General features: G+C 41.7%; 21 protein-coding genes. 8 read left to right on the forward strand and 13 right to left on the reverse strand.

The annotated features are described in order from the left end of the window. Positions 1 to 67: 67 nt before the first annotated feature. The 3 genes from EWV60_RS02180 to EWV60_RS02190 form a co-directional block, all read right to left on the reverse strand. Positions 68 to 2,119 carry an FAD-dependent oxidoreductase gene (locus EWV60_RS02180; protein WP_287230590.1) on the reverse strand — a complete coding sequence of 684 codons (2,052 nt, stop codon included), beginning with the start codon at positions 2,117 to 2,119 and terminating at the stop codon, positions 68 to 70. 238 nt (positions 2,120 to 2,357) lie between these two features. Then, complete coding sequence (locus EWV60_RS02185; protein WP_002750013.1) at positions 2,358 to 2,921, reverse strand: Uma2 family endonuclease; 564 nt, start codon at positions 2,919 to 2,921, stop codon at positions 2,358 to 2,360. Between the two features lie 46 nt (positions 2,922 to 2,967). After that, complete coding sequence (locus EWV60_RS02190; RefSeq protein WP_287230594.1) at positions 2,968 to 4,494, reverse strand: bifunctional aminoglycoside phosphotransferase/ATP-binding protein; 1,527 nt, start codon at positions 4,492 to 4,494, stop codon at positions 2,968 to 2,970. An 836-nt stretch (positions 4,495 to 5,330) separates the two neighbouring features. Here EWV60_RS02190 and EWV60_RS02195 point away from each other — a divergent pair. Continuing rightward, positions 5,331 to 7,151, forward strand: coding sequence for an EAL domain-containing protein (locus tag EWV60_RS02195; RefSeq protein WP_272103885.1), 1,821 nt, complete (start codon positions 5,331 to 5,333; stop codon positions 7,149 to 7,151). A 189-nt stretch (positions 7,152 to 7,340) separates the two neighbouring features. Continuing rightward, positions 7,341 to 8,342, forward strand: a complete 1,002-nt coding sequence (locus tag EWV60_RS02200) for a phosphoribulokinase (protein ID WP_002750016.1) — start codon at positions 7,341 to 7,343, stop codon at positions 8,340 to 8,342. A 51-nt stretch (positions 8,343 to 8,393) separates the two neighbouring features. On the opposite strand, the gene EWV60_RS02205 is transcribed toward EWV60_RS02200, so the two are convergent. The 5 genes from EWV60_RS02205 to EWV60_RS02225 all read right to left on the reverse strand — a co-directional run bounded on the left by EWV60_RS02205 (position 8,394) and on the right by EWV60_RS02225 (position 13,666). Then, complete coding sequence (locus EWV60_RS02205; protein WP_024968808.1) at positions 8,394 to 9,107, reverse strand: response regulator; 714 nt, start codon at positions 9,105 to 9,107, stop codon at positions 8,394 to 8,396. 771 nt (positions 9,108 to 9,878) lie between these two features. Next, on the reverse strand, positions 9,879 to 10,940 hold the full coding sequence (gene mtnA / locus EWV60_RS02210; RefSeq protein ID WP_287230597.1) for an S-methyl-5-thioribose-1-phosphate isomerase: 1,062 nt from the start codon (positions 10,938 to 10,940) through the stop codon (positions 9,879 to 9,881). A gap of 158 nt (positions 10,941 to 11,098) precedes the next feature. Beyond that, positions 11,099 to 11,494 carry a helix-turn-helix domain-containing protein gene (locus tag EWV60_RS02215; protein WP_002743536.1) on the reverse strand — a complete coding sequence of 132 codons (396 nt, stop codon included), beginning with the start codon at positions 11,492 to 11,494 and terminating at the stop codon, positions 11,099 to 11,101. Positions 11,495 to 11,687: 193 nt separating this feature from the next. Then, the gene (locus EWV60_RS02220) at positions 11,688 to 13,295 is read right to left on the reverse strand and encodes an MFS transporter (RefSeq protein ID WP_193977052.1); all 1,608 of its coding nucleotides are present in this window, start codon (positions 13,293 to 13,295) and stop codon (positions 11,688 to 11,690) included. 83 nt (positions 13,296 to 13,378) lie between these two features. Next, entirely contained in the window at positions 13,379 to 13,666 is a 288-nt protein-coding gene (locus EWV60_RS02225; RefSeq protein ID WP_002750032.1) for a YggT family protein, read from the reverse strand. A gap of 530 nt (positions 13,667 to 14,196) precedes the next feature. Here EWV60_RS02225 and fumC point away from each other — a divergent pair. Continuing rightward, the gene (fumC, locus tag EWV60_RS02230) at positions 14,197 to 15,600 is read left to right on the forward strand and encodes a class II fumarate hydratase (protein WP_069474820.1); all 1,404 of its coding nucleotides are present in this window, start codon (positions 14,197 to 14,199) and stop codon (positions 15,598 to 15,600) included. Between the two features lie 120 nt (positions 15,601 to 15,720). Here the strand turns inward: fumC and EWV60_RS02235 are convergent, their stop codons facing one another. From EWV60_RS02235 to map, 5 genes are all read right to left on the reverse strand, one after another. Beyond that, positions 15,721 to 18,048 carry a VPS10 domain-containing protein gene (locus EWV60_RS02235; protein ID WP_287230601.1) on the reverse strand — a complete coding sequence of 776 codons (2,328 nt, stop codon included), beginning with the start codon at positions 18,046 to 18,048 and terminating at the stop codon, positions 15,721 to 15,723. A 134-nt stretch (positions 18,049 to 18,182) separates the two neighbouring features. Further along, a complete protein-coding gene (gene pth / locus EWV60_RS02240; protein WP_024969114.1) occupies positions 18,183 to 18,809 on the reverse strand; it encodes an aminoacyl-tRNA hydrolase in 627 nt (208 codons plus the stop codon). 49 nt (positions 18,810 to 18,858) lie between these two features. After that, a complete protein-coding gene (locus tag EWV60_RS02245; RefSeq protein WP_002739844.1) occupies positions 18,859 to 19,083 on the reverse strand; it encodes a DUF2811 domain-containing protein in 225 nt (74 codons plus the stop codon). 661 nt (positions 19,084 to 19,744) lie between these two features. Then, the gene (locus EWV60_RS02250; RefSeq protein ID WP_271937574.1) at positions 19,745 to 20,146 is read right to left on the reverse strand and encodes a universal stress protein; all 402 of its coding nucleotides are present in this window, start codon (positions 20,144 to 20,146) and stop codon (positions 19,745 to 19,747) included. A gap of 69 nt (positions 20,147 to 20,215) precedes the next feature. Then, positions 20,216 to 21,061 (reverse strand): type I methionyl aminopeptidase, encoded by an 846-nt coding sequence (gene map, locus EWV60_RS02255; protein WP_193977050.1) that lies wholly within the window; start codon positions 21,059 to 21,061, stop codon positions 20,216 to 20,218. 464 nt (positions 21,062 to 21,525) lie between these two features. On the opposite strand from map, the gene trxA reads away from it, so the two are divergent. From trxA to EWV60_RS02280, 5 genes are all read left to right on the forward strand, one after another. Then, positions 21,526 to 21,843, forward strand: a complete 318-nt coding sequence (trxA, locus tag EWV60_RS02260; RefSeq protein ID WP_002739627.1) for a thioredoxin — start codon at positions 21,526 to 21,528, stop codon at positions 21,841 to 21,843. A 33-nt stretch (positions 21,844 to 21,876) separates the two neighbouring features. Further along, complete coding sequence (locus EWV60_RS02265; RefSeq protein ID WP_002750041.1) at positions 21,877 to 22,161, forward strand: DUF427 domain-containing protein; 285 nt, start codon at positions 21,877 to 21,879, stop codon at positions 22,159 to 22,161. Beyond that, positions 22,158 to 22,631 carry a pantetheine-phosphate adenylyltransferase gene (gene coaD, locus EWV60_RS02270; protein ID WP_002743551.1) on the forward strand — a complete coding sequence of 158 codons (474 nt, stop codon included), beginning with the start codon at positions 22,158 to 22,160 and terminating at the stop codon, positions 22,629 to 22,631. The genes EWV60_RS02265 and coaD overlap by 4 nt, the downstream gene beginning before the upstream one ends. A 36-nt stretch (positions 22,632 to 22,667) precedes the next feature. After that, the gene (locus EWV60_RS02275) at positions 22,668 to 23,327 is read left to right on the forward strand and encodes an ATP synthase subunit B family protein (RefSeq protein WP_002739760.1); all 660 of its coding nucleotides are present in this window, start codon (positions 22,668 to 22,670) and stop codon (positions 23,325 to 23,327) included. Between the two features lie 157 nt (positions 23,328 to 23,484). Beyond that, on the forward strand, positions 23,485 to 24,282 hold the full coding sequence (locus EWV60_RS02280; protein ID WP_287230606.1) for a hypothetical protein: 798 nt from the start codon (positions 23,485 to 23,487) through the stop codon (positions 24,280 to 24,282). Positions 24,283 to 24,398 lie beyond the last annotated feature (116 nt).

Below are 24,398 nucleotides of genomic sequence, written 5' to 3' on the forward strand. Positions count from 1 at the left end.
GCAATCTGAGAGACATAGATGAGCAGTACCTAGGGTCTGCTGAAAAAGCTTTTTCAGTAAACCCTAATTAATACCAATTATCCATCGACCGGAAAATTGAGGCATCGGGGAACACGGTTGGATTACCACTAGCGTCGATTTTTTGCCGTAATTCTCGCAGTTGTTTATTCCCGATGAGAAAATCACTTTCTACTAATTGATAGGGCAGTACATTATTATCTAAAGCATACACTGCCGTGATGCCAGCAGCTACCCCAGAGGACCACTCGAAGGAATGGACACGATAGGCGGCCGCAGCAATATGACTGAGAGCGATACTTTTACCCGCTATCAGTAAATTATCGATTTTTTGGGGAATTATAGCCCTTAAAGGTATCTCAAAAGGATAAGCTTGGCCCTGTCCCTGTCTTTCTCCTGCTTTTTCTGTATTACCCGGTTTTTCGGGGGGATGTTCCGTCATGCAGGGATGAAAATCAATCGCATAGTGACCGATACCGACGGAATCGGGGTAAATGGTAGAGCGCTTGCGTTTAACGGCCTGATCGGGGGATAATGTGCCATCAAGTACGGAAAATCCCTCTAATCCTGCCAAGGTGGCAATTAAGCGCCGATATTCTGCCGGAGAAAGATTTTGACGATAGAAATCGCTTTGAAAATTTTGTCGGGAAATATCGATTTCTGTGACGGTAAAACCAGCGGGGAAAGTCAGGGAAGGACGACCGATAATCCGTCTTGCTTCCCGAATATAGGGATATTTTGACAAACCGTGGGCAGTTCCCATGGGAGAATCAAAACCGGAGAGATAACGGTTATTCAAATGGGGAATTTTTACCCCGTCCCCTAACTGGGAATCGGTGGTTCCTTCTACTAACCAATAATAGTAGGAAATGGCGTGTTCTTCGCCCCTCGCGAGGGTTTCGGTGCGTAATCCTCCCATCCATCCCCCCGGAGATAACTGTCCTAACTCTTGCAACTGTTCACGGGTGTAGATAAAGTTATCCTTAGCAGTCCCCGGACGGTAATCATTTCCCCAGGTCCAATTCTGCATGGAAATATCCCCCGGGACGGGTTCGGTAAAAGTAATTCCCCCAAAGGTTTTCTCTTTACCCAGTTGTGGACTCCAGATACGACGATAGGTGAAAACTAGGTCAAAATCGGCTAATCGCGGCAATTCATAGCTAAAATAGGGGGCATAGCGTTCATAATAAACGGGTTTCTCGTGGGTTTGTGGTTTTTCTGTTTCCTCCATGGCGAAGGTATAGGTAAAGCCTTGGGTACAGTAGGGGTCGCCAGTGACGCTAGAGGAAGAAGGTTCGAGATAACTGCGCTTATCGACCCCTAAACGGTAGGGAATATCTGATAATCCGATGATTTCTCCAGTTTCGGTCGCTTCAATCACATACCAATCTGCTAATTGATTCGGTTGGGGGGATTTGGAGACAAAACGGAGGATTTTTTTATCAAAACGGGGAGAATTTTCGTAGCGATAGATATCCGCCATTTTTTGCGATAAAAACTCGGTATTTAGGGGAGGAGTACCTTTTGCGGGACTATGTTGAATGGCAATTACACTGGTAATCTGTTGACCAGTGCCGCGATTGGGTAAAGTTTCAGTATTTAATTCTTTGACTACCGTGGAGGGAAACCATTTCAGGGTTCCTTTGCCTTTTTTGGCAGCGTCTTCTAACTGTTGAAATAATAATTTATGTCCATCAAAAGGCAAAAAACAAGACCCGCTTACCCAACATTCTCCGGGGTTGCGTTTCCCGTAATGCTTTCTAATTCTTTCCCTAAATTCTAGATAACCTTTCGGGAAAAATAATTTTTCTCTTTGTGTCCGTCTTTCATCTAATGCGGAGGTTCCCTGAGAAGATATCTGTCCCCCCACCCAGTCGGTAATCTCGGTTAAACAGACGGTTTTTCCTAATAATAACGCTTCGTAGGCCGCACCGGCACCGGCTAAACCACCACCCACCACCAGAATATCACAGCCGACGGTTTGATCCGGTTCTCGCGGGGGGGCTGCTAGGGTGAGGGGAGTGAAAGCTTGTAGGATAAATAATCCCAGAGAGAGGGATTTAAGAGGAGTAAAGTGATGATTGAAAATTTTAGGGGACATTATTGACAAATATCAATGTTGTGGCTGAGAGTTTCCTCTTTCTTTGAAGAAGTAGCTAGGGCATCTGTTCCTGAAATCCTGATGTTTTTTTTGGGCGATATTGAGAACTTTGTAGCTTGATGCTGGCCTTTAAGAGATTATACACCTTCAATCTGACAATCGATCGCTTTTCTGGAAATGTTTTGACAAAGATATCCTGATTCGGTGTCATTCCCTTTGTTATTCCCTGTCATCCTTGCTAAGTTAAATTCAAAACAAACCCAGGTAAGACATCTTCCCCGGATAAAATCGCAGGCAAATTAATAATTTCCACACCGCTATTTAGTCGGTAGATTTCCACCTGCTGCTGTTGAGGATTAATCAACCAACCCAAACGTAAACCACTGGCTAAATATTCGCGCATCTTTTCGCGTAAAGAGGTTAAGGAATCGCTACGAGAACGTAATTCAATCACAAAATCTGGACATAAAGGTGGGAACTTTTCTCGCTCTTCTGCGCTCAAAGCTTCCCATCTTTCCCGTTTTATCCAAGCAACATCAGGAGAACGATATCCTCCCTTTGGTAAACGAAAAATTGTCGAAGAACTAAACACCTCACCAAGTTGAGTTTGCTCGTTCCATACCCCCACTTTAACAATCAAATTAGCTTCTTGTTTACCAGTATTTCCACCCACGGGAGGCATAATTAATAATTCTCCTTTTTGATTACGTTCTAAATTCCATGTTTGATTAGCCTGACAGAGATGATAAAATTGTTCATCGGTCAGATTAACTGTCTCTAGATTTAACACTACAGTTTTCATAATCGCTTCTCCTTTTTGCTACTTTATATCATTGATTCATATCAACCTATTTACCTAATTGACTCTCTAAAAATTCTGGCCAATCGGGATTAGTAGTGTCTAGGGAAATTAGATAGGGTTGTTCCTTTTCATTAAAAGGTTCTGTTTTCTCAATTTGGGCATTTAACACCTCGATAGTAGCGTCAGAAATATCGCCTTTTCTAGCGGCAATCCGTTGTTTTAAAACTTCTATAGGTGCGTGACAATGGACGATATGAAAAGGAATCTTTAAATTTTGGGCATAGGTTAATAAGGGTTCTCGCCAAGCATATTTATCGTAGCGCGCATCGAGAATAACTGGATAACCTAAAGTTATTAAAATTCGGGCTAATTCCGCTAGTCTAGCGAAGGTTTTTTGACTCATTTCGAGACTATATATATCTAGACTTCCTGTTTGATTTAAGTCAATTCCAGCCAAATGTTTGCGAACTGCATCGGAACGAATCTGAATAGCATTAAGATTTTTAGCAATTACTTTCCCTATGGTACTCTTACCCGATGCAGAAAATCCCGACATCAGAATTAATCTCGGTTTCTGCGGTTGTGTGTACTGCCAAGCTAATTGATAATAATCCTGTGCATCTGCTTTAATTTTCTCAGAAAAAGTGTCACCATCAAGCAGAAAACTATTGACTTTTGCCCTCACATACGCTTGTCTAGTCAGGTAGAGAGGCAAGACTTTTAAACCCTCCCAGTCAGCGGTTTGTTCTAAATAAGTATTGACAAATAAATTAGCGAAATCTTCTCTCCCCCTAGCGGTTAAATCCATGGCTGTAAAAGCAAGATCATACATGACATCAACGAAGCGAAAAGATTCATTAAATTCTATGCGATCAAATAATTGTATTTCTCCCTGCCACTGACAGATATTATTTAAATGTAGGTCTCCATGACATTCGCGAATCATCCCTTTTATTTGTCTTTCCTCTAACCAATCTCGGTGTTCTGCGAAAAATTTATCTGTATAAGCTTTTGTTTCATCGTATTGTTTTTGGGTTTGGACAAAATTAATATATTTCTCGGTTTGTTGGTAGTTTTCATCAAAAGCTTGTTTAACAATTTCCAAATTACCAAACTGAGTAATATAGGAATTACTCACAGCTTGCCGATGAAATTGTGCCACTTTTTCAGCCAAAGACTTGATCGCTTTTTCCGTTAGTTCTCCCCGTTCAAAAATTTTACTCAGTAAACATTCTTGGGGAAACTGATTCATTTTTAAAATATATTCTACCACTTTTCCTTCTCCATTTAAACTTATGCTACCCTGTTCCTCATTAATTGACAAAACTTCCAGATAGATATTGGCGGCAACTTTTTTATTTAACTCTAGTTCCTGTTCTAGATAATATTTTCTCTTTTCTAAAGTGGAGAAATTCAAAAAATTATAATTAACTGGTTTCTTGACTTTATAGGCATAATCTCCTGTCAAGAAGATAATTGAAGCATGGGTTTGGATAATTTCAACGGGAATTTTGACAGAATGAGGATAAAAGTCGGGATTTTTTAATTCTTCGATTAATCGGTTGCTATCCATAGGGAGAACTCCTCGGTGGTACATCTCATTTTTGTAAATTTACTAAGTTGAGATTTTTAAAGGGAAAATCTCTGCTAAAATCGGGCTTTATTTCTGATTTTATCACTCAATCTGGGACCTTGAGGGTTTCTACTCCCCGAAACCCGTTAGGGAGGACAGGAATTCGCAACCCGCGTGTGTGGTTTTAGATGTCCGTGGAAGAAGCACCTCTCCCAAAGTTCAGAAAGCATTAGCTTTGCAAGTGGTATGCTTATAGACGGTTGCCCGTACATTTGTATTGGTTTATTGCTGATAGTCGGTATTTCTGCAAATGTGAGATGCAGCAGGTCTAAATTAATGAAAACTGCATCATGCAGGATGAGAGCTTTGCCAACTCAGCTTTAAGGGACTTGCGGGAATTAGGGATGCAGTTAGTTTTAGATAATTTTGATGCCGGCTATTCCTGATTAAGTTATATTTATAAATACACCTTCGACAGTTTGAAGATCGATCGATCAAACCTTTATCCAATCTTTACCATCAAAAACCAAGCATTTAGCCATGTTATCGACTATGATCAGCCTAGAGCAGAATTTGAATTTACGAGTTATTGCCGTTGGGGGAGAAAGTTTACAACAGTTGGACACTTGCCCACGTCTCCACTGTGAAGAAGTACAATGATTTTGGTTGACTCGGACTTTGAACCCCGAAGATGTGACACAATTGCTGTTAAGTAACTGTTCCGAATTACCCCCAACACTTTATTGAGAAAATAAATTAACTTAAAGACGAATAAGCCGTAGCTTTTGAGAGAATAAATTAACTTATATTTTCACTTTTGTCGAGGTGCTGAAAAAATGATTAATGGTTCATCCAATTCCCGTTATCTCCTGATTGTGGAAGATCCTCAAGGTAGAAGAACAATTACACTAGAGGACATGAAATATTCTCTGGGTCGTAAGTCTGATAATCAAATTGTTCTTCGCTCTAAACACGCGTCTCGCTATCATGCGACTTTAATTAAAAAGAGTATTGATCGCCAAAAATTTTCCTATTGGATTCTTGATGGTGATTTAGAGGGAAATAAAAGTCATAATGGCATTTACGTCAATGGGTCTAAATGCTTAATTCATGAATTAAAAGATGGTGATTTAATTAACTTTGGCTGTGATATAAATGCCAGTTTTCATTTAATAGCTAGTCAAGCAAAAATAGAGCGAGAATCAGTTGAAAATATAGAACAGTTACAAGGGAAAACTACGGAAAATGAAACCAATTCTAGCCATAATGAACCCCATGCAAAAAGTACCTTAATTCTCCGTCAAGCTCCATCGCAAATCATAAGTTTTAATAGCAAGATTCAAGAGGAATATTCTTCGGTTGTTCTCAAGGATTTACCTAACCGTTCCCTCTTTAATGAACACCTCTCAAGTGCTATTAATAATGCCCAGAAAAATAATCAACTGATCGGGCTATTATTATTGGATGTAGGGCAGCTAAGAAATGTCAACAATCAACTAGGTTATCGACTGGGGGATAAACTATTAAAAATCTTAATTGAACGTTTAAGAAAAAGTTTGCGATCAGAGGATATAGTCGCCCATTGGAGAGGGTACGAATTTATTATCCTGCTGTCACAAATTAATGATGCTAATGATCTAGAAAAGGTTGGTCAAAGAATTATTAAAACCCTAGAAAGTAATAATGAAATCGAAAATCACTCCCTAGTCGTGCGATTAAGTTTAGGTTCAGTTATCTATCCCCCCGACGGCACAGACAGGAAAGTAATATTACAGAAACTGGAGGAAAATTTAGTAGCAGTTAAGAATAATATAAATGATAACTCCCAGATAGAGTCGGTTAATGTTCACCCCAAAAATACTCGTAGTTCTAAAGTTGAATATTTTCTCTATCAGGCAATGAAAAATAATGAATTAGCTCTTTACTATCAACCGCAAGTTAATATCATTAAGGGGCAAGTGGAAGGATTGGAGGCATTATTGTGCTGGTTACACCCTCAATTCGGATTAATTCCCCCTAATCGTTTTTTACCCTTAGTCGAAGAAAGCGACTTAATCCTTGAGCTTAATCGTTGGGTACTAAAAAATGCCTGTCAACAGGCACAAATATGGCAGCAGCGGGGATTATTATACACTCCCATCTCGATCAATTTGTCCCCACACCAATTGCGTGATCCCCAGTTGCTCACCAACCTCAAAGAAGTCTTGACTGAAACCCAAATCGGGCCTTTCTTTCTGGAGGTAGAAATAACTGAGACAAGTTTACTGGAAAATAGCCGCGAAACCGGTCGAATTCTTGGGGATTTGCAGAAATTGGGTATTAGTATTACCCTCGATGATTTTGGCAGCGGTTACGCTTCGATCGCCTATCTCGGTCAATTTCCCGTGAAAAAACTGAAAATAGAGCAATCTTTAACAAAACAACTGACTGATACTCCCCAAGATACCCGTTTTATCTCGTCATTGCTGGCGGTAGCGAAAAGTTTTAACTTAATAGCGATCGCCAAGGGAGTAGAAACCCAACAACAATTAGAAATCCTGCAAGAATTAGGTTGTGAGAGAATGCAAGGCAATCGCATCAGTTCCCCTCTAGCAGTGGAGGAAATGACGACATTTCTCCACACCCACCGCACCCTCTCAGTAATCAGTGATAACTGATTTTGGTCACTGATTCCGGTATGATCTGAACAGATTATCTAGTATCAAATACCTACTCATTCTAGCGTGAGGCTCTTGCCGAACCTGTCAGCAGCAGAAATTTGTGGCGGCGGGGTACTGCTCGATCCAGAGTCTGGTTTAATTACATACTATAGGGTTAACAATTAGTTGTGTATTTAGAGGGAAACTATGGCCAATAAGCCAGAGCGCGTGGTTCTAATCGGTGTAGCTGGGGACTCCGGTTGTGGGAAATCTACTTTTTTACGTCGTTTGACCGATTTATTCGGGGCCGAGTTTATGACAGTGATCTGTTTAGATGACTACCATTGCCTCGATCGCAAACAGAGAAAAGAGGTGGGTGTCACCGCACTCAATCCGAAAGCGAATAACTTTGACCTGATGTATGAGCAGATTAAAGCTCTTAAGGGAGGTCAAGCCATTAATAAACCTATTTATAATCATGAAACGGGGATGATCGATCCCCCCGAAATCATCGAACCGAATAAGGTAATCGTGATCGAGGGACTACACCCCTTATATGATGAACGAGTCCGGTCTCTATTAGATTTCAGCGTTTATCTCGATATTAGCGATGAAGTCAAAGTTAACTGGAAAATTCAACGGGATATGGCCGAGCGCGGTCACACCTATGATGATGTGATGGCGGCCATTAATTCTAGAAAACCAGATTTCAGTGCCTATATCGATCCCCAAAGACAGTACGCTGACGTGGTGATTCAAGTGCTGCCCACCAAATTACTTGAAGATCACGAAAGTAAATTACTGCGGGTTCGTTTAATCCAGAAAGAAGGGGTGGAAAACTTTGAACCCGCTTATCTGTTTGATGAAGGTTCCACCATCGATTGGCGGCCCTGTGGTCGTAAATTGACCTGCACTTATCCCGGTATTAAACTCTACTACGGTCCAGATGGCTTCTTGGGGAATGAAGTGTCGATTCTGGAACTAGATGGTCAATTCGATAACCTCGAAGAAATGATCTACATCGAAAGCCATTTGAGCAAAACCGGCACTAAATACTACGGTGAAATGACGGAATTATTGCTCAAACACAAAGATTATCCCGGTTCTACCAATGGTACGGGTTTATTCCAAGTCTTAGTCGGTCTCAAAATGCGTGAAACCTACGAAAAACTAATGGCGGCTGAAGCAAAAGTGGTAGCCCAAGTCTAGTTTCTAGTTTTGACCGAACCGGCATCCTAACCCTAGAGGATGCCGGTTTTTTTAGTCCACTAATCCCGATCGCAGGGCCAACACTGCCGCTTGAGTGCGATCATCCACAGAGAGTTTATTTAAGATATTGCGGACATGGGTTTTCACCGTGCCGATAGTGATATAGAGTCGGTTGCCAATCTGAGCATTACTAAAACCCCCGACAATCAGAGCGAGAATTTCTAGCTCTCGTTCTGTTAGGGGCACATTTTCCAGCAATTGGCGATGTTCTGGGTCAACGCCTTGAATTATCACTGTTTTGCCGTCGGTGCGGCTACCGGTGGCAAAATTTTGGCGCACTTGTTGCCGAATAACGCCGACGATCACGGGATCGATCCAAGGATTGCCTTCGTGGGTGGAATAAATCACCTCGATTAACTTATCAATGCTAATATCCTTCATACAGTAGGAATCAGCCCCAGCACTAAAAGCCGCTAAAACCTGTTCTTGGGTGTTGTACATGGTTAGCATGAGGATCTTCGTAGCCAAGCTGTCTTCGCCGCAATTTTGTTGGAAGCGTCGCATTAACTCAATCCCATCGATCATGGGCAAAGCTATATCGATGATCGCTACATCGGGTTTAGTCTCCTCTAGCAGTTTCAGTCCCTGTAATCCACTGATGGCTTCTCCCACCAATTGAATACCCTCTCGATGCTGGAGAGCCGCCACTAACCCCATGCGGGTTAAATCGTGATCCTCTATGACGATAACCCGCACTTTATCCATATTTTTTCCCGGTTGTGCTGAACTAGGCGATGATTCAATAATTTTGGCTTTTGGATTATTAGAGCCGTTCCTAAACATTGACTTCACTCCCTTCCTTGAATTGAATTCCACTTTCTTATCTTCATTCGGCAATCACCTGTTTCCAGTTAATTTTATTTTTACTTAATCAAAGCGGCGATTACAAATATAATTAAACTCCCCTAAAATCTACTCAAATCTACCCAAATCTAGACTTTACTACTCCGATCTTGGTCTTTACTCTTGTACTATAACATCGTGTAAATCTCGATGAGGTAAAGATTTAACAGGAATAAATTTTCGAGCTGCTTGGGTTTTAAGAGAATAAAACCAAGCTCTGGTTTAATTAATTTTTTTAGACTATCTCAACACAAATCTTTTAAGTAAACAAAAAGATATACTTGGGGATTAACTAAGATTAATTAAGCTGAATAATAGCATTTAACTATAGATAAAAGCAAATCCTAATCATTGTCTTCTTTGATGTTATCCTCATACGCCATTTTAGTTTATTTGTCAATAGTGATCTTACCCATTTTCCCCTTGGCCGTCACCTCCAATTGGATTGAGGCGGAATTTTTCCCCACTGTGCCAATCGATATAAACAAATAAAAAGGCGTTGTCAAATTGAAAGATGATCCGAATCAGCACCTGAACTGAAATTACTTTGATAGTAAGGATTGCATTGCATCTTTCCTATTCTGATCTGACAACGCCAATAAAAATGGTGTTAGTGGGGAAAAAGCTCACCCCCTAGGATTCCTGTAAAAAAATTAATTCAGCCGGCGTTACCGCTCCTTTTTCGGTAATGATAGCGGTGATGAAAGCGGCGGGAGTAACATCAAAAGCGGGGTTATAAAAATTAACATTTCTAGGGCAAAGGGTTGTCGTCCCCACCTGATAAATTTCGGCACTATCGCGCTGTTCGATCGGTATCCCCGTACCATCCTTAAGGGAAAAATCCACCGTCGATAGGGGGGCAGCCACATAAAAAGGCAGATTATGAGCTTTCGCCACCACCGCGAGGGAATAGGTGCCGATTTTGTTGGCCGTGTCCCCATTGGCCGCAATGCGATCAGCCCCAACGATCACCGCATCGATCAGTTTTTGCTGCATACAGTGGGCCGCCATGCTATCGGTGATCACGGTGACGGGAATTCCCTCCCGCGCACATTCCCAGGCGGTTAATTTTGCTCCTTGCAACCTTGGCCGGGTTTCATCTGCATACACTTGTATTAATCTACCCGCCGTCCAAGCGGAACGAATTACCCCTAAAGCAGTGCCATAACTGGCCGTGGCTAGGGACCCAGTATTACAGTGGGTTAAAATTGTCAGTTTTTCCGGTTGCTCCGGCAGCGCCAATAAACCATGATGACCGATCGCCCGACAGGTTTCCACGTCTTCTTTTTGGATATTGTGGGCAGTTTCCAGGAGATTTTTGGTAATTATTGCCACTTCTGGGCCACTTTCCCTGGCCACTTTTAACATTCGCTCGATCGCCCAGAATAAATTCACCGCCGTGGGCCGGGTTTGCGCTAATCGATCGGCTATTCTAGTTAAATCAGCCAGAAACTGCTCTTTCTGGTTGGTTTTAATTTCCTGCGCTCCTAAAACCATACCATAGGCAGCCGCTACCCCGATCGCCGGAGCGCCGCGCACAATCATCGTTTCGATCGCCCGGGCCATGGCTTCACTGCTGGTGATCTCAACTTCCCCATACTCCATGGGTAAACGGGTTTGATCGATCAGCCAGACTTTGTTATCTTGCCAACGCACGGGATAGATTGAGTTATTCTCGGCATTGTTTGTGGTCATAATTAGTAATCTCCGTAATAGTTGCAAAATTTTGGTTTTTTTTAAGAGGTCTAGTCTCGTGCGCTCTAGTTACTTTAAGCGATCGAGCTTGGATTTTGGTCATAACTAGATTAGGGTTTAATCTTATATATCCCGAATTTTATCCTTTGTATTCTTGTCTAAGTTTTTGTACTCTTTCTATCTCTTTTTCGGTCGGGTGTAGAGTTTTTTTTGCGGGTGATTCTCAAGCGTTCGGCTATTCTTGCCACTGTGGTCACACTTAACAATATACCGGTTCTTTCTAGGAATAGTTTCGATAGTTCGGCTAGAGTTGCGTCATTATTTTCCTCAATCAAATCACCGAGGGCGATCATCTGTTCTGGCGTAAGTTTTAAATGACGGCCACATCGATAAGTCTTCGGTCGAATATCTCCCGTTTCTCGAGATTGCTTCAAAAGCTTTTGTACGAAACTTAAGGTTACACAGAATCTTTTCGCTAATTGTCTTTGAGAGATGGGTTCGTTATAATAACAGTCTAGGATTTTCTGACGGAACTCTACTGGATAGGATTTCATTTTTTGTACAATTTAGCTATCGATAACATTATACTCATTGAAGACATTATGCTGCCGGGTCGATTGTACCCAGTAATCAGTAGTTCAAAAGTCAATACAAATGCTTTAGGGTAAGGGTTTGCTGATTTTTTTGGACAGGAAGTTCGGGAATAAAAAAATAATTTCCTGTCTCCTGACGGCCGACAATTGATGTTTACTTTTCCTCTGGTCTTCTTGCTGCTAATTGGTCTAAAATTTCGGCGTGAACTTGGCGAGTAATTGGATAAAAATAGGCAAGAATTAAACTAATGATCAGAAAAAATGCCGGTAAAGGCGCAATTGCTAGGCGAATTGCTATTAAAGCACTATCCGGCTGCAGGGGAATTGCTTCTCCTGGTATTCTCGGTTTAAACCCCGATGTTTCTAGAGCAATACCGACAATAAATAACCCCAAAGCTAAACCAATTTTTTGCAAAAGTACCATAAAAGCATAAAAAATACCTTCTCGACGTTTTCCTGTTTCTAATTCGTCTAATTCAATCACATCAGGAACCATTGACCAAGGAATTAAATAGGCCACAGATACGCCAAATCCCGCCAAAACTGCCAAAATATACATTAAAGTTATTTCTCCCGGTTGGAGCAAAAATAAACCAATTTGGGCAATAATCCAGAATATCATCCCTAAAAAATAGACTATCTTTTTGTCTAATTTTTGACTAACTGCTTGCCAAAAAAATAACATCACTAAAGCTGTCCCCTGTACTGCTAAAGCGACTAAACCCGATTCTGCTTCCGATAGTCTCATGTAGCTGACGACATAGTAAACCAAAATCGAGGCGGTTAATTGTACTCCTAACCAAGCACAAAGATAGATGCCAATAACGTATAAAAAGGGACGATTACCAAAAACTATTTTTAATTGTTCTTTCAGGGGAATAGTTTCGGTATTATCAGCAGCTTCTCTCTGTTTAATTGCCGCACCATCCCTGAGATGATTTTCAGTTTTACCATAGTAAATAGTTAAACCAGAAACTATCCCTTCTATTCCTAATAAAATTGTGGAAATAGCGATAAAGTCTCTGGGATTTCCCCCCATTTTTCCTACTCCATAGACCAAGGAAAGCGCACCGATAACTATAAAAGCAATTGCCAAAACTTTTTTCTGAGCGGGATTGAGAATCGCTTTTGCTCCTCGTTCTTGTAAAACTAAAGCGCACCAAATAACTGCTATAATTGAGATTAAAGCACAAACTACACCTAACAATAAAAAAGCTTTATGGAGATCATTGGCATAGGACGATGAGACGAGAATATAGAGAATTAATGAGAGAATGCTACCCCCGATCGAAAAGGCAAAACGAAAACTATTTAAGCGGGTTCTCTCATTATAATCATAAGTTAATTCAGGGGTGAGAGCCTGGTAGGGAAGATTGACTACCGTGTAGGTTAAATTAAAAATAATGCCGATAAAAATATAATATAAAAATAACCATAATTGGTTATTGGTCGGGATTAACCACAGTAAAAAATAGCTAATTCCGAAGGGAATCGACCCCAATAACATCCATGGTAAGCGACGACCCCAGATAGTACGAGTTCGATCGCTCCACATACCAATGATCGGATCGTTAATAGCGTCGAAAATTCTCACCACCATCAGCACACTACCGGCTAATCCTGCCGATAATCCTGCCACATCAGTGAGGAAAAATAGCAGGTAAAATACTGAGATATTGGCAGTGATAGCTGGTCCCAAATCGCCAGCACCATAGGCGATTTTTGTGGTTAAATTGAGTTTTTCATAACTTAAATGAGCCATAAACGCAATTACAGAGATTAAAATAAGCTTAACTGTTCTGGGGGCATTGTCAACCTTTTTCACCCAATATCCAAGAGGTCTAATTATTTTAAGGCCATGGTAATTAAACCCTGTTGACCGAGAAGAATTTCCCGCAGCAGCGTACAAATTCCCACCCAAATAATCGGAGAAATGTCAACTCCTCCCAAGGGGGGTATGAGTTTACGCACGGGGATTAAAAAAGGTTCTGTAGGCCAGGCAATAATATTAAAGGGGAAGCTATTTAAATCTACCTGTGGATTCCAAGTCAGCACGATCCGTAAGATAAACAAAAGGGTCATCAACCCTAAGATAATTCCCAATGTCCAACTTAATGCGATCGCTGTGTCCATAGTCTCCAATCCCGTCTTTTTTACTGATTATCTTCCCTAAAATATAACAGTTTTTGTCTCATAATCACTGCAGCACCCTGCCAGTTATTCTTGTCAACCTCCTGGATAAAAATGCCGACAGAAAAAGTCCCCATAGGGCTTGACAAACCAGCCAGACTTGACTTATAGTTTTCTTATAGTGGGAATCCGTGTCGTCCTGGAGACCCTCTCTTTTCAGGCCAGATAACGACCATCTTTTCCTGACCTCAGAAGTAACTAGGGTTTGCTGAACGTCAGTGGAAGCCTTGCTAGAAAAAGGCTTTACTACTTTTTCAGAAAAAAGTGCAATAAACAAATGTTGAGAAATCGATCCGAGGTACTCAAACCCCTTGCACTTTCGCTCCTCGATTGCAAAGGGTTCCGCTTCCCAGAGTGCGAGGTTATTCTGACTTCCCCTACCGAAGACCGGCGGCCGGATTCTGACTCGGAGACTCCTGAATACTGACTCCTAACCCCACCAACAAACTTTTTGCCGCAAACCCTAATCAAAGATGACAGAATTTCGCATCGAGAAAGACAGCATGGGAGAAATCCCCGTACCTGCCGATAAACTTTGGGGAGCGCAGACCCAAAGATCCCTACAATACTTTAGTATCGGTGATAATCTCATGCCCCGGGAGATGATCGCGTCCTATGCCATTCTCAAAAAAGCCTGTGCAATTGTCAATCAGCAAAAAAATCGTCTCAGTCAGGAGAGAAAAAACCTTATCTGTCAAGTCTGCGATGAAATTTTAGCCGGACAACACGCAGATAACTTTCCCCTCTACGTTTGGATGACGGGAAGTGGCACCCAGTTTAACATGAACATCAACGAAGTCATCTCCAATCGTTGCAGTCAACTGACGGGGAATCCTCTGGGTAGCAAAACGCCCGTGGATCCTAACGATCATGTTAATATGTCCCAATCGACTAATGATTCCTTTCCCTCGGCCATGTATATTGCCGTTGCCTTGGCAGTCAAGGAAAAATTAATTCCCAGTCTGCAACTATTACGGAATAGTCTCGATGAAAAGGCGCAATTATGGGCAAATATAGTTAAAATTGGTCGCACTCACCTACAGGATGCCACCCCTTTAACCCTCGGACAAGAATTCTCCGGTTATGTGGGTTTATTAGATGATGGCAGCGATTGGCTAGAAAAATGTCTAGAAAAAGTCTATCGTTTATCCTTGGGAGGAACAGCAGTGGGTACGGGAATTAATGCTCCCCCAGATTTTGATCGAGATGTGGCTGCCGAAATCGCTAATCTGACTAAATTACCCTTTATTACCGCTCCTAATAAGTTTACCGTGCAAGGTTCCCACGATGCTCTAGTTTTCTTGAGCGGGGGACTGAAAACTATCGCTAGTTCCCTCTATAAAATTGCTAATGATATCCGTTTACTTAGCTGTGGTCCCCGTTGTGGAATCGGAGAATTACAGCTGCCGGAAAATGAACCGGGTTCTTCAATTATGCCGGGGAAAGTTAATCCCACCCAATGCGAAGCTTTATCGATGATAGCAGTGCAGGTGATGGCTAATGATTTAGCGGTGACGATGGGAGGCGCTGGGGGACATCTGGAGATGAATGTTTATAAACCGCTGTTGATTCATAATCTCATGCAGTCTATCCGTTTGCTCACGGATGGTTGCGCTAATTTCTGTCAGTTTTTGGTTAAGGGGATGACTGCTAATCAAAAACAAATTGAGACTTTTTTAAATCAATCCTTGATGCTGGTGACTGCTTTAAGTCCCGTGATTGGCTACCAAAAGGCTGCCTACGTCGCTCATTATGCCCTAGAAAAGGATTTAACCCTGAAAGTGGCAGCCTTGCAACTAGGATACATCGAGGAAGAGGATTTTGATCGCATTGTTGACCCCGCTAAGATGGTCAATCCCTACGTTGCCGATGGTTAATTCTCTCAAGGGATAACTGCCACAAAAATCAGAGGTCGCAGGCAGGCACGGATTCCCATTATACTTATAAGTATATGGCAAGCGGCGGGATTTGTCAAGCCCCGCCGGTCAAAATTTCTCCTAAACTTGGGTAATGATAACGAAGAAAACAAACAGAAAAATCATCAATGCTCCTGTCATGCGGAAGAAGGATTTAGGAAGATTAATAATTTTCTCCAGTTTCAGGAAACCCACCAGAAAATAAGCGACGATTGCTAGGAGAATCGGTATAACTAAGCGCAAGATTGCGCCAAGGGGACTAGAGAAAAACTCACCGATTTTATAGCGGGGTGTATCTTCTTCCTCGTGAGGAGGAATAGTTACACTTGTCCAAGTTTCTCCCCCATCGGTGGAACGAAAAACTGTAGTTTTAGCGCCACCAAAACCGAATAAAGTTTTATCTTGAGCATAATTAGGAGAAAACTGGACGGAGATACCAGAGGAAGGGATACTATGAATTTTCACTAGGGGTATTTTAGGATCACCAATTGATCTAAAAGTTTCCCCACCATCGGTAGATTTAAACAAACCATCTCCCTGTAAACTAACCATTACCGTGCGATCATTAGCATAATCAGGAGAGATAGCAATGGTTTCTACCGAAGTATTGGGATTAAACCCCGGTTTCTCTAATTTTGTCCAACTTTTAGCCCCATCTTTGCTGACAAACAAACCAGAAACTGTCCCAGCAAAAATAGTTCCATCGCTGGGATAATTGGGAGACATTGCCAACTGTACATTAGGGGTTTTTGATAGAGGTGTTCCTTGGCTGACATTTTTCCAAGTTAGTCCACCATCAACACTTTGATAAATACCCTCTTTTCCCGTGACAAACAAAGTTTTATCCTTAGCAAAATCGGGGGAAGCTACCATAGCAGGGGCATAATTACCGAAAATTCTGCCCACTTCACTAATATTTTTAACCGTATTTCCTCCATCGGTAGAACGAAATATTCTGCCCTCCTGATTGGTGAGAAAAAGAGTTTTATCCTTGGCAAAATCTGGGGAAGGAACTATCCTCGGACCGCGGACTTTCTGATCGATTTCGATAATTTTCCAGAAATCACCACTGTTATCGGATTTGGCAAATTTATTGCGTAAAAACCCCGCAAAAATAGTTCTATCTTCTCCATAGTTAGGAGAAAAGGCAATGTCAAAGAAACGCCGGGGATCTTGTCCTGATTCTTCGGGATCTTTACCAAGTCGATAAACCTCTAAACCGCGATTAATTGGTGTCCAAGTTTCCCCTTTATCCCGACTGATGAAGATATTGCCTACATAATTAGCCATGACGACAGTGCCATCCTCGGCATAATTAGGAGAAACCGCCATGGCGATAACTGTTCCCCGGTGTAACGTTTCTATTTCCTGCCATTGTTTGCCGCTATCTGTGGTGTTAAATAAGCCATTAAATCCCCCCAAAAACATCGTATCTTGAACTATTTTTAAATCCATAAAATGGGGAACTTTATAATCATCAGCCTGTTTATCTTTGGTTAAACCCTCGCTCATTTTTTTCCAACTTTTGCCCCCATCCTGAGAAACATACATTCCGTCATACCAAGTAATGGCATAAAGAGTGGAGTTTTGAGCATAGTCGGGAGAAATAACGATGTCTTCGATGATTTTATCCTTAATTCCTTCGTTAACAGCTTGGAAGGTTTTACCATCATCAACGGTTTTAAAAATACCCGCTTCTTTTGTGCCGACAAAAAAGGTTTTATCCCTGTCTAAATTAGGAGAAAAAGCAATTGTATCTACTGCCCCCATATTAGCAGGTAAGGGGAGATTCTGCCAAGTTTTTCCCCCATCGGAGGAAGTGTATAATTTACCCTGTTCATCCCCGAAAAAAATGCGATCAGGATTGCTGGGAGTAATAGCTAGAGAGGTTATCAGTGCCGTGGTGGGGAAAATATTTGACCAATTTTTACCACCATCTTCGGTTAAATAAACTCCTTTTTCTAATCCCACTGCTGCTGCTATATTGGGATCGGAAGGGGCAATTTCTACGAAGTTAATAAAGTTAGTTTCTAAACCCTGATTAACTTTCTGCCAAGATTCCCCCGCATCTTCACTTTTATAAATACCATCGGATCTTGAAGCTAAATAGAGAATATTTTTATTGAGGGGAGATAGGGATAGGGAACTTAATTCCCCCCTATAATCTAAACCTTGAATTAATCTTGTCCAGCTGCTACCTCCATCCCTAGACTTATAAAAGTTATTTCGCACTAATATATATACCGTATTATCTGTCTGGAAATCGGGAGAAACTTCCACTTGACTAATCACATCATGGGGACGATGGGCAAAAGCGGGATTACTCCAAAGACAAAAAACTGTAGCGATTATCAATAAAATGAGATTAAACCTGTGGACGAATCTCCGCAAACTTTGGCGATTAATCATACTTAAACTACTAATATCGAGGATAAAAATTGACCTAATCTAGCAAAGGGCGATCAAAATTTAAGCAAGGGTTCTGTAGGAGCATAGACGAAAATGGCGATTATAACCATTACTAAAATCAGGCTTATTTGCTATCAGCATAGATTAGAGCCAATCTCTACACTTTGATTATTGTAGAGACTCATTGACTTTTGTAACCCCTGTTTGAGACCAAGTTCGATCGCTTTTCTGGACAAGTCTAACACTTTCAAGATCACTTCGTTTTCTTGGGGGGTGAATCGACCTAAAACGTGGGAAATAGTCGCTTTTTCGCTTGATTTACCGATTCCTATGCGTAAACGAGCGAAGTTTTCCGTGCCAACGTGGGCAATCATTGATTTAATACCGTTGTGTCCGCCCGCCGATCCCGATAGACGGATTCTCAACCGGCCTAGGGGCAGATCCATATCATCGTAAATGACTAAAATCGACTCTGGAGCTAGTTTATACCAGTCCAGCACCGATCGCACCGATTGCCCGGAGCGATTCATATAGGTTTGGGGTTTCAAGAGACGAATTTTGCCTGGGAAAGGACCGTCACCCTCGGCGATAAAACCTTGAAATCGCTTGTTTTCCTGCCAAGATAACCCCCAATCCCGCGCTAATGAGTCCACAGCTTCAAAACCGATATTATGACGGGTGCGATCATATTTGGGTTCGGGATTACCCAAACCGATAATTAGCTGAGGAATAATTAAATTAGGGGTTTTATCGGAATTCATAGGGGAAAATCGGGTTTTTAACCAGGACCCGACTCTTATTATCACCGAATTAGCACTCCGAGCGCTGGAACAAAGTTTCTAGATAAACCTTGGCACAGCTATTTTGTTCCTCAAAATTCATCCTTTCGGGGGATTGACAATTAAGCAGAAAAAATGATAGAGCCGCCGTAAACACACCATCTTGATCCCAACCGGGGTGAGTTTCTAGGTATTGTTGTAGGGATTGGTGGAGAATTTCGGGGATTTCTGCCAAGATACTGACTGATGTATTCATATCGTTTACCTCTGATCGGAAGTGGGGAAATCCCTGACTGGTGCAGTGGACAGTAAGGACTATTGTGAGCCAAGTTGGAGGGAGTTGCAATATTACCAGATGTAAAGGAATGCTTTAGAAAAACTTAATATTTACGAGGGAATAAGGGTTAGAGCCAGATTTTATTTACTTAACTTAACATTAACTCAGTATCTATCGATGGGGATTTTGACAATCAAGATTAATTTTTTCTGGAAGCAAGTGCCGATTATATCGCTGTTGCCTGTGGAAAAGTCTGGGTAAACTGTGGAAAACTGGGGAGTGAGTGGGGAAATACTGGGGAATGTATGGGGGAAAACATCGGGGAAAAATAAGATTTGCAAATTTTAGTCAGCAGTGCTGCTCAAGACTACTTAGGGTTTGCGGCAAAAAGTTTTTCGTGGGGACAGGGTGTGGGGTGTGGGGTGTGGGGTGTGGGGTTTTACCGATTTTGAGGTAGTCAGTTACCTAATTTTCAGGGAAAAAGTCCAGGAATTTTACCCCCGATCACTCCAATGGTCAGCACTTTTTGAGGTCAAAAAAGTCTAAAAGCCTTATCTAACAAGGTTTTTAGATTTATTCAGCCAACCCTACTTAGGCACTCTTTCTTGCCAGAGTACCTTTTCTAGCTGAATGCTGGCTGCTATGCTTTCACCACCAATACGGAACAGGTAGCTTCTGCCACCACGAGACTACTAACAGAATCTTCGATCACCCGTTGAACTCCCGTTAATCCCCGGCTGCCGATCACGATCAGATCAGCTTGATAGATATTAGCTAAACGAATAATTTCCTCCGCTGGATCGCCAAAGATGACCTCGATTTCACTAGGGGTAGCAATTTGGGATTGATAGCAGCGCAATTGATCTTCAATGATCTCACGGGAGGGATGAGGGCGATCCACTGCCGATTCATCTCCCTCCTTACTGAGAATATGGGTGATGATGATGTAAGAATTTGCCGTTAGCGAGAGGGAATTCAAAGCATGAAGGACTCGATCGGATGATTCCCCACAATCCAAGGCAACAACGATATTTTTAAACATTTTGACTAAATCCTGCCACTAAATAAATTTTCAATTAAGATTCCGGAGCAAAAAAATCTATAGACAATTTTATAGGTTATTGCGATCGGTTAAGATTTCGTAACCTGTGGCGGTTACTAAGACAGTATGCTCAAATTGAGCGGAGAAAGCATTATCCATCGTCACCACCGTCCAACGATCGCGCAAAGTTCTGGTATGTTTAGATCCCGCATTGACAATTGGTTCAATTGCCAGAGTCATCCCGGCGCGGAGTTTGACATTGGGTAACTGATTAGTGCGAAAATTAAATACCGAAGGTTCTTCGTGGAGATTTCTGCCGACTCCATGGCCGGTAAAATCTTCTACCACCTGGAAACCGTTAGCTTGAACGTGATCTTCGATCGCTCCTGCGATATCGAGCAGATAATTGCCAGCTTTTACCTGATTTATGCCTTTATATAAAGCTTCTTCCGCCACACGGATTAATTTTGCGGCTTTGGGAGAGACGGAACCGATCGCGATCGTGATACAGGAATCCCCATGATAACCTTGGTAGTAGGCCCCCGTATCTACCTTTAACACAGAACCGGCTTTGAGGCGTTTTTTCGGGCTAGGGATACCGTGAACGACTTCGTTATCGACGGAGGCACAAATCGAGGCAGGAAAGCCATAATAACCTTTAAAACTGGGAGTAGCACCCATTGCGCGGATACGTTTTTCCGCATGAGCATCCAGATCCGCCGTCGTCATCCCGGGTTGAGCGATCTCGGCAATTTCCTTGAGGACTGTGGCGGCAATTTTACCCGCTTGTCGCATAATAACGATTTCTGCGGCGGATTTGGTTTCGATTCCCCGGCGGCTTTTCTGTACTCGCGGTGAACCTACTTGCTCTGGGGTTTTAGTTTCGGGAAAAAGCAGCTTGGTTAGGATGTTCATGGAGATTTGGCTGTCGAGTCTTTACCTAACTTAGCATTTTCCCGGCGATCGATGACCACTCTGGAGAAATCAAAAATCTTCCGTTAGGTGAGGAGACAGGAGACTCCGAGACAGGAGATAGGAGATGGGAGCAGGGAGCGATGAGCAGGGAGATGAGGATAAAAAAGACAAGAGACAACTATCCTAGCCATAAAACCGAAAATTATCGCAAATTTATCTGACTTTTAAGATATTTTGAGCCGATAGGTAGTCGGACATAAATTCTGTTGTCTATCTTAAGAAATGTAAATTGCCGCAATTCTTACTGACTCCTGACTCCTGACTTCTGACTCCTTACCCCACAGTTAACTTTACTTTTGTCCAACTACTTAGCACCTCGAGAACTTACTTTTGCAGGAGGTCTAAGGAACATCTAGAAAAGCTATAGTAGGAAAAAGGCTATTTTTCTGGCGAGGTGACAATTTATGGCAGTCAAAAAAGAGTTTTCCAGTTTTGAGGAACTGTTGCAAACCACTAATCTTCCCGTGTTAGTGGATTTCTATGCCACTTGGTGTGGTCCTTGTCAAATGATGGCTCCGATTCTAGAACAAACGGGAATGTATTTCAAAAATCGCCTACAAATTGTCAAAATTGATACAGACAAATATCCCAATTTAGCCACTAAGTACGGTATTCAAGCTTTACCGACTTTAGTAGTCTTTAAAAATGGTCAACCGATCGATCGAATCGAGGGAGTGGTGCAGGTTAACCAACTGGTTCAACATTTACAAACTCTGTTGTAAGATGATTTTGAAACAGAACTAGGAGTTAGTGTCATGGCAAAGGCGATTTGGAATGGTGCAGTGGTAGCGGAAAGCGATAACTGCGAAATTGTCGAGGGAAACTACTATTTTCCCCCCGATACCATCAAAGCTGAATATTTCCAACCCAGTAACACCCATACCATTTGTTCTTGGAAAGGAGAGGCTAGTTATTATACTCTCAGGGTAGATGGACAAGACAATAAAGATGCCGCTTGGTATTATCCCGATCCTAAGCCAAAAGCCCAAAATATTAAAGGATATATCGCTTTTTGGCGAGGTGTGCAGGTTGAGAAATGATCGCCATCTACCCCGGCAGCTTCGATCCAGTTACACTCGGTCATTTAGATATTATCGAACGCAGTGTGCCACTATTCGAGCGAGTAATCGTGGCAGTTCTCTGCAATCCCCATAAAAACCCCCTGTTTACCGTCGAACAACGCATAGAACAGATCAGCTACTGTACAAAACACCTGAAAAACGTTGAGATAGACAGTTTTTCAGGATTAACGGTTGAATATGCCAGATTGAAAGGTGCTAAGGTGCTGTTGCGGGGGTTGCGGGTTCTCTCAGACTTTGAAAAAGAACTGCAAATGGCACATACCAATAAAACTCTCTGGGAAGGAATCGAAACGGTTTTTTTGGCCACCACTAAAGAATATAGTTTTTTAAGTAGTAGCGTGGTTAAAGAAATCGCTCAATTCGGTGGCTCCGTCAGTCATCTAGTCCCGGAAAACGTTTCTAGGGATATTTACTCATACTACAGTTAACATACTAAAATACAGTAATGAGGACGATCTGAACCTATGGCGCGCCGAGAACCTAATGATCCCAGAAAAGCAGTACCTAACACTTCTAATAGTGGGGTTCCCAGTCCACCCGTCGATTTCGATATCTATCAGGATTTGGCGCGTCTGCAAGAGATGATTTTTGATAGTTTCCATATCCCCCTCACCCGTTGGACAATGATCGATGAGGGACAGATAGCCGAACAAATCGATCTTATCTATGAAACCGTGCCACCGGCAGTACAGAAAGCTTTAGCAATTTTGCAGGAAGAACAGGAAATTATCACTAAAGCAGAGGAATACGCTCAACAAGTCCTGCGTTCCGCTCAACAAAGAGCCGCCCAAATTCTCGACGAGTCCGGTATTATTCAACAAGCAGAACGGCAAGCGGCCCAAATTCGTCAACGGGTTCAACAGGAATGCGAATCCTTGCAACAACAAACCCTCGATGAAATCGAACAGATGCGTCACAGCACCTTGCAGGAAGTACAACAGTTACGACAAAAAACCCAAGCTGAATGTCATGAAATTCAAAAAGGCGCTGACGACTATGCTGAAGCGGTTTTAGAAGATCTCGATCGACAATTAGGGCAAATGTTACAAGTTATCCGCAACGGTCGTCAACAGGTAAGATCGAAACCAACATCTTCAAAAAATCTACCCGGAGAACGTCCTTAATCAGTTATCAGTTATCAGTTATCAGTTATCAGTTATCAGATGTAAGTTTTAAGTTAATTAGTTAGTTATCTTTATCCCTGATTACTCTTTACTATTTACCGATCGCTGAAAAGAACCAAACCTCCGATTCCTCACCGATAACTGATAACGGAATTTCATGAATAACTCCTCCTCGAATTCCCATCTATTCGGACGCTTTCTTAGCGGGTTATTTAGCTGGAAAATTTGGTTATTTCTCCAGATATTTCAAGGTAGTAAAAGCTTTTATCGATTCCTGTATCATTATTTATATCGTCGTCCTAAAATCGATCGCATTCTCGGTAGCGATGTTATCTATATCCCTGAGAAAAAACTTTATAGCATTCCCCTCGATGTGCTGAAAATGGAGCAGCAAATGGTTAATATTGATCGCCAGCAGTTGACTTCTGTTACCACGTGGAAAGTTAAAACAATTCATCCCACCATCACCGAAACCGAGATCCAATTCCACGATATTACCGTCGATTTACAACAGGTACACCTGATTAAATCAGATCTTAATAACTACGATTATATTAACACTCGCCGCTTGGCTCCTCTGGTGAAAACCTTGCTTTTTGAAATTAACCCCAAAATTGCCAGTTTAGTAGAAAAGAAAAATCAATTACATAGACTGCGAAATCTGGCCGCATCTTCCGAAATTTTTCATTCACAAACTCCATTGTATGATCGAGCAATTAATCAAGTCCAGCTAATTATCGATCAAGCGGAAACTTTGAGACAAGAATGTTTAAAATTTATCCGAGAAACCCTAATCGAAAGGGAATTAGTCCAATCCGATATCGATAGCAATCTCGTTGATTTTAACCTCGATTTTGCCAGTCAATATCAACTAATTCAAGAAAAATATCAACTCTGGAAAGAAGAAGTACAAGCTTATTTTGAATTAAAAGATTCTTCTCTACTTAAAAATTAACTATCACCGTCAGTAATCAGTAATCAGTTATCAGTTATCAGTAATCAGTTATCAGTTATCAGGAGATTATTTTGATTTATTCTCCCCACTTCATAATTCATAATTCATCTACTTTT

It is taken from the genome of Microcystis sp. Msp_OC_L_20101000_S702 (assembly GCF_007095705.1).
Taxonomy (GTDB): Bacteria; Cyanobacteriota; Cyanobacteriia; order Cyanobacteriales; family Microcystaceae; genus Microcystis; species Microcystis ichthyoblabe_A.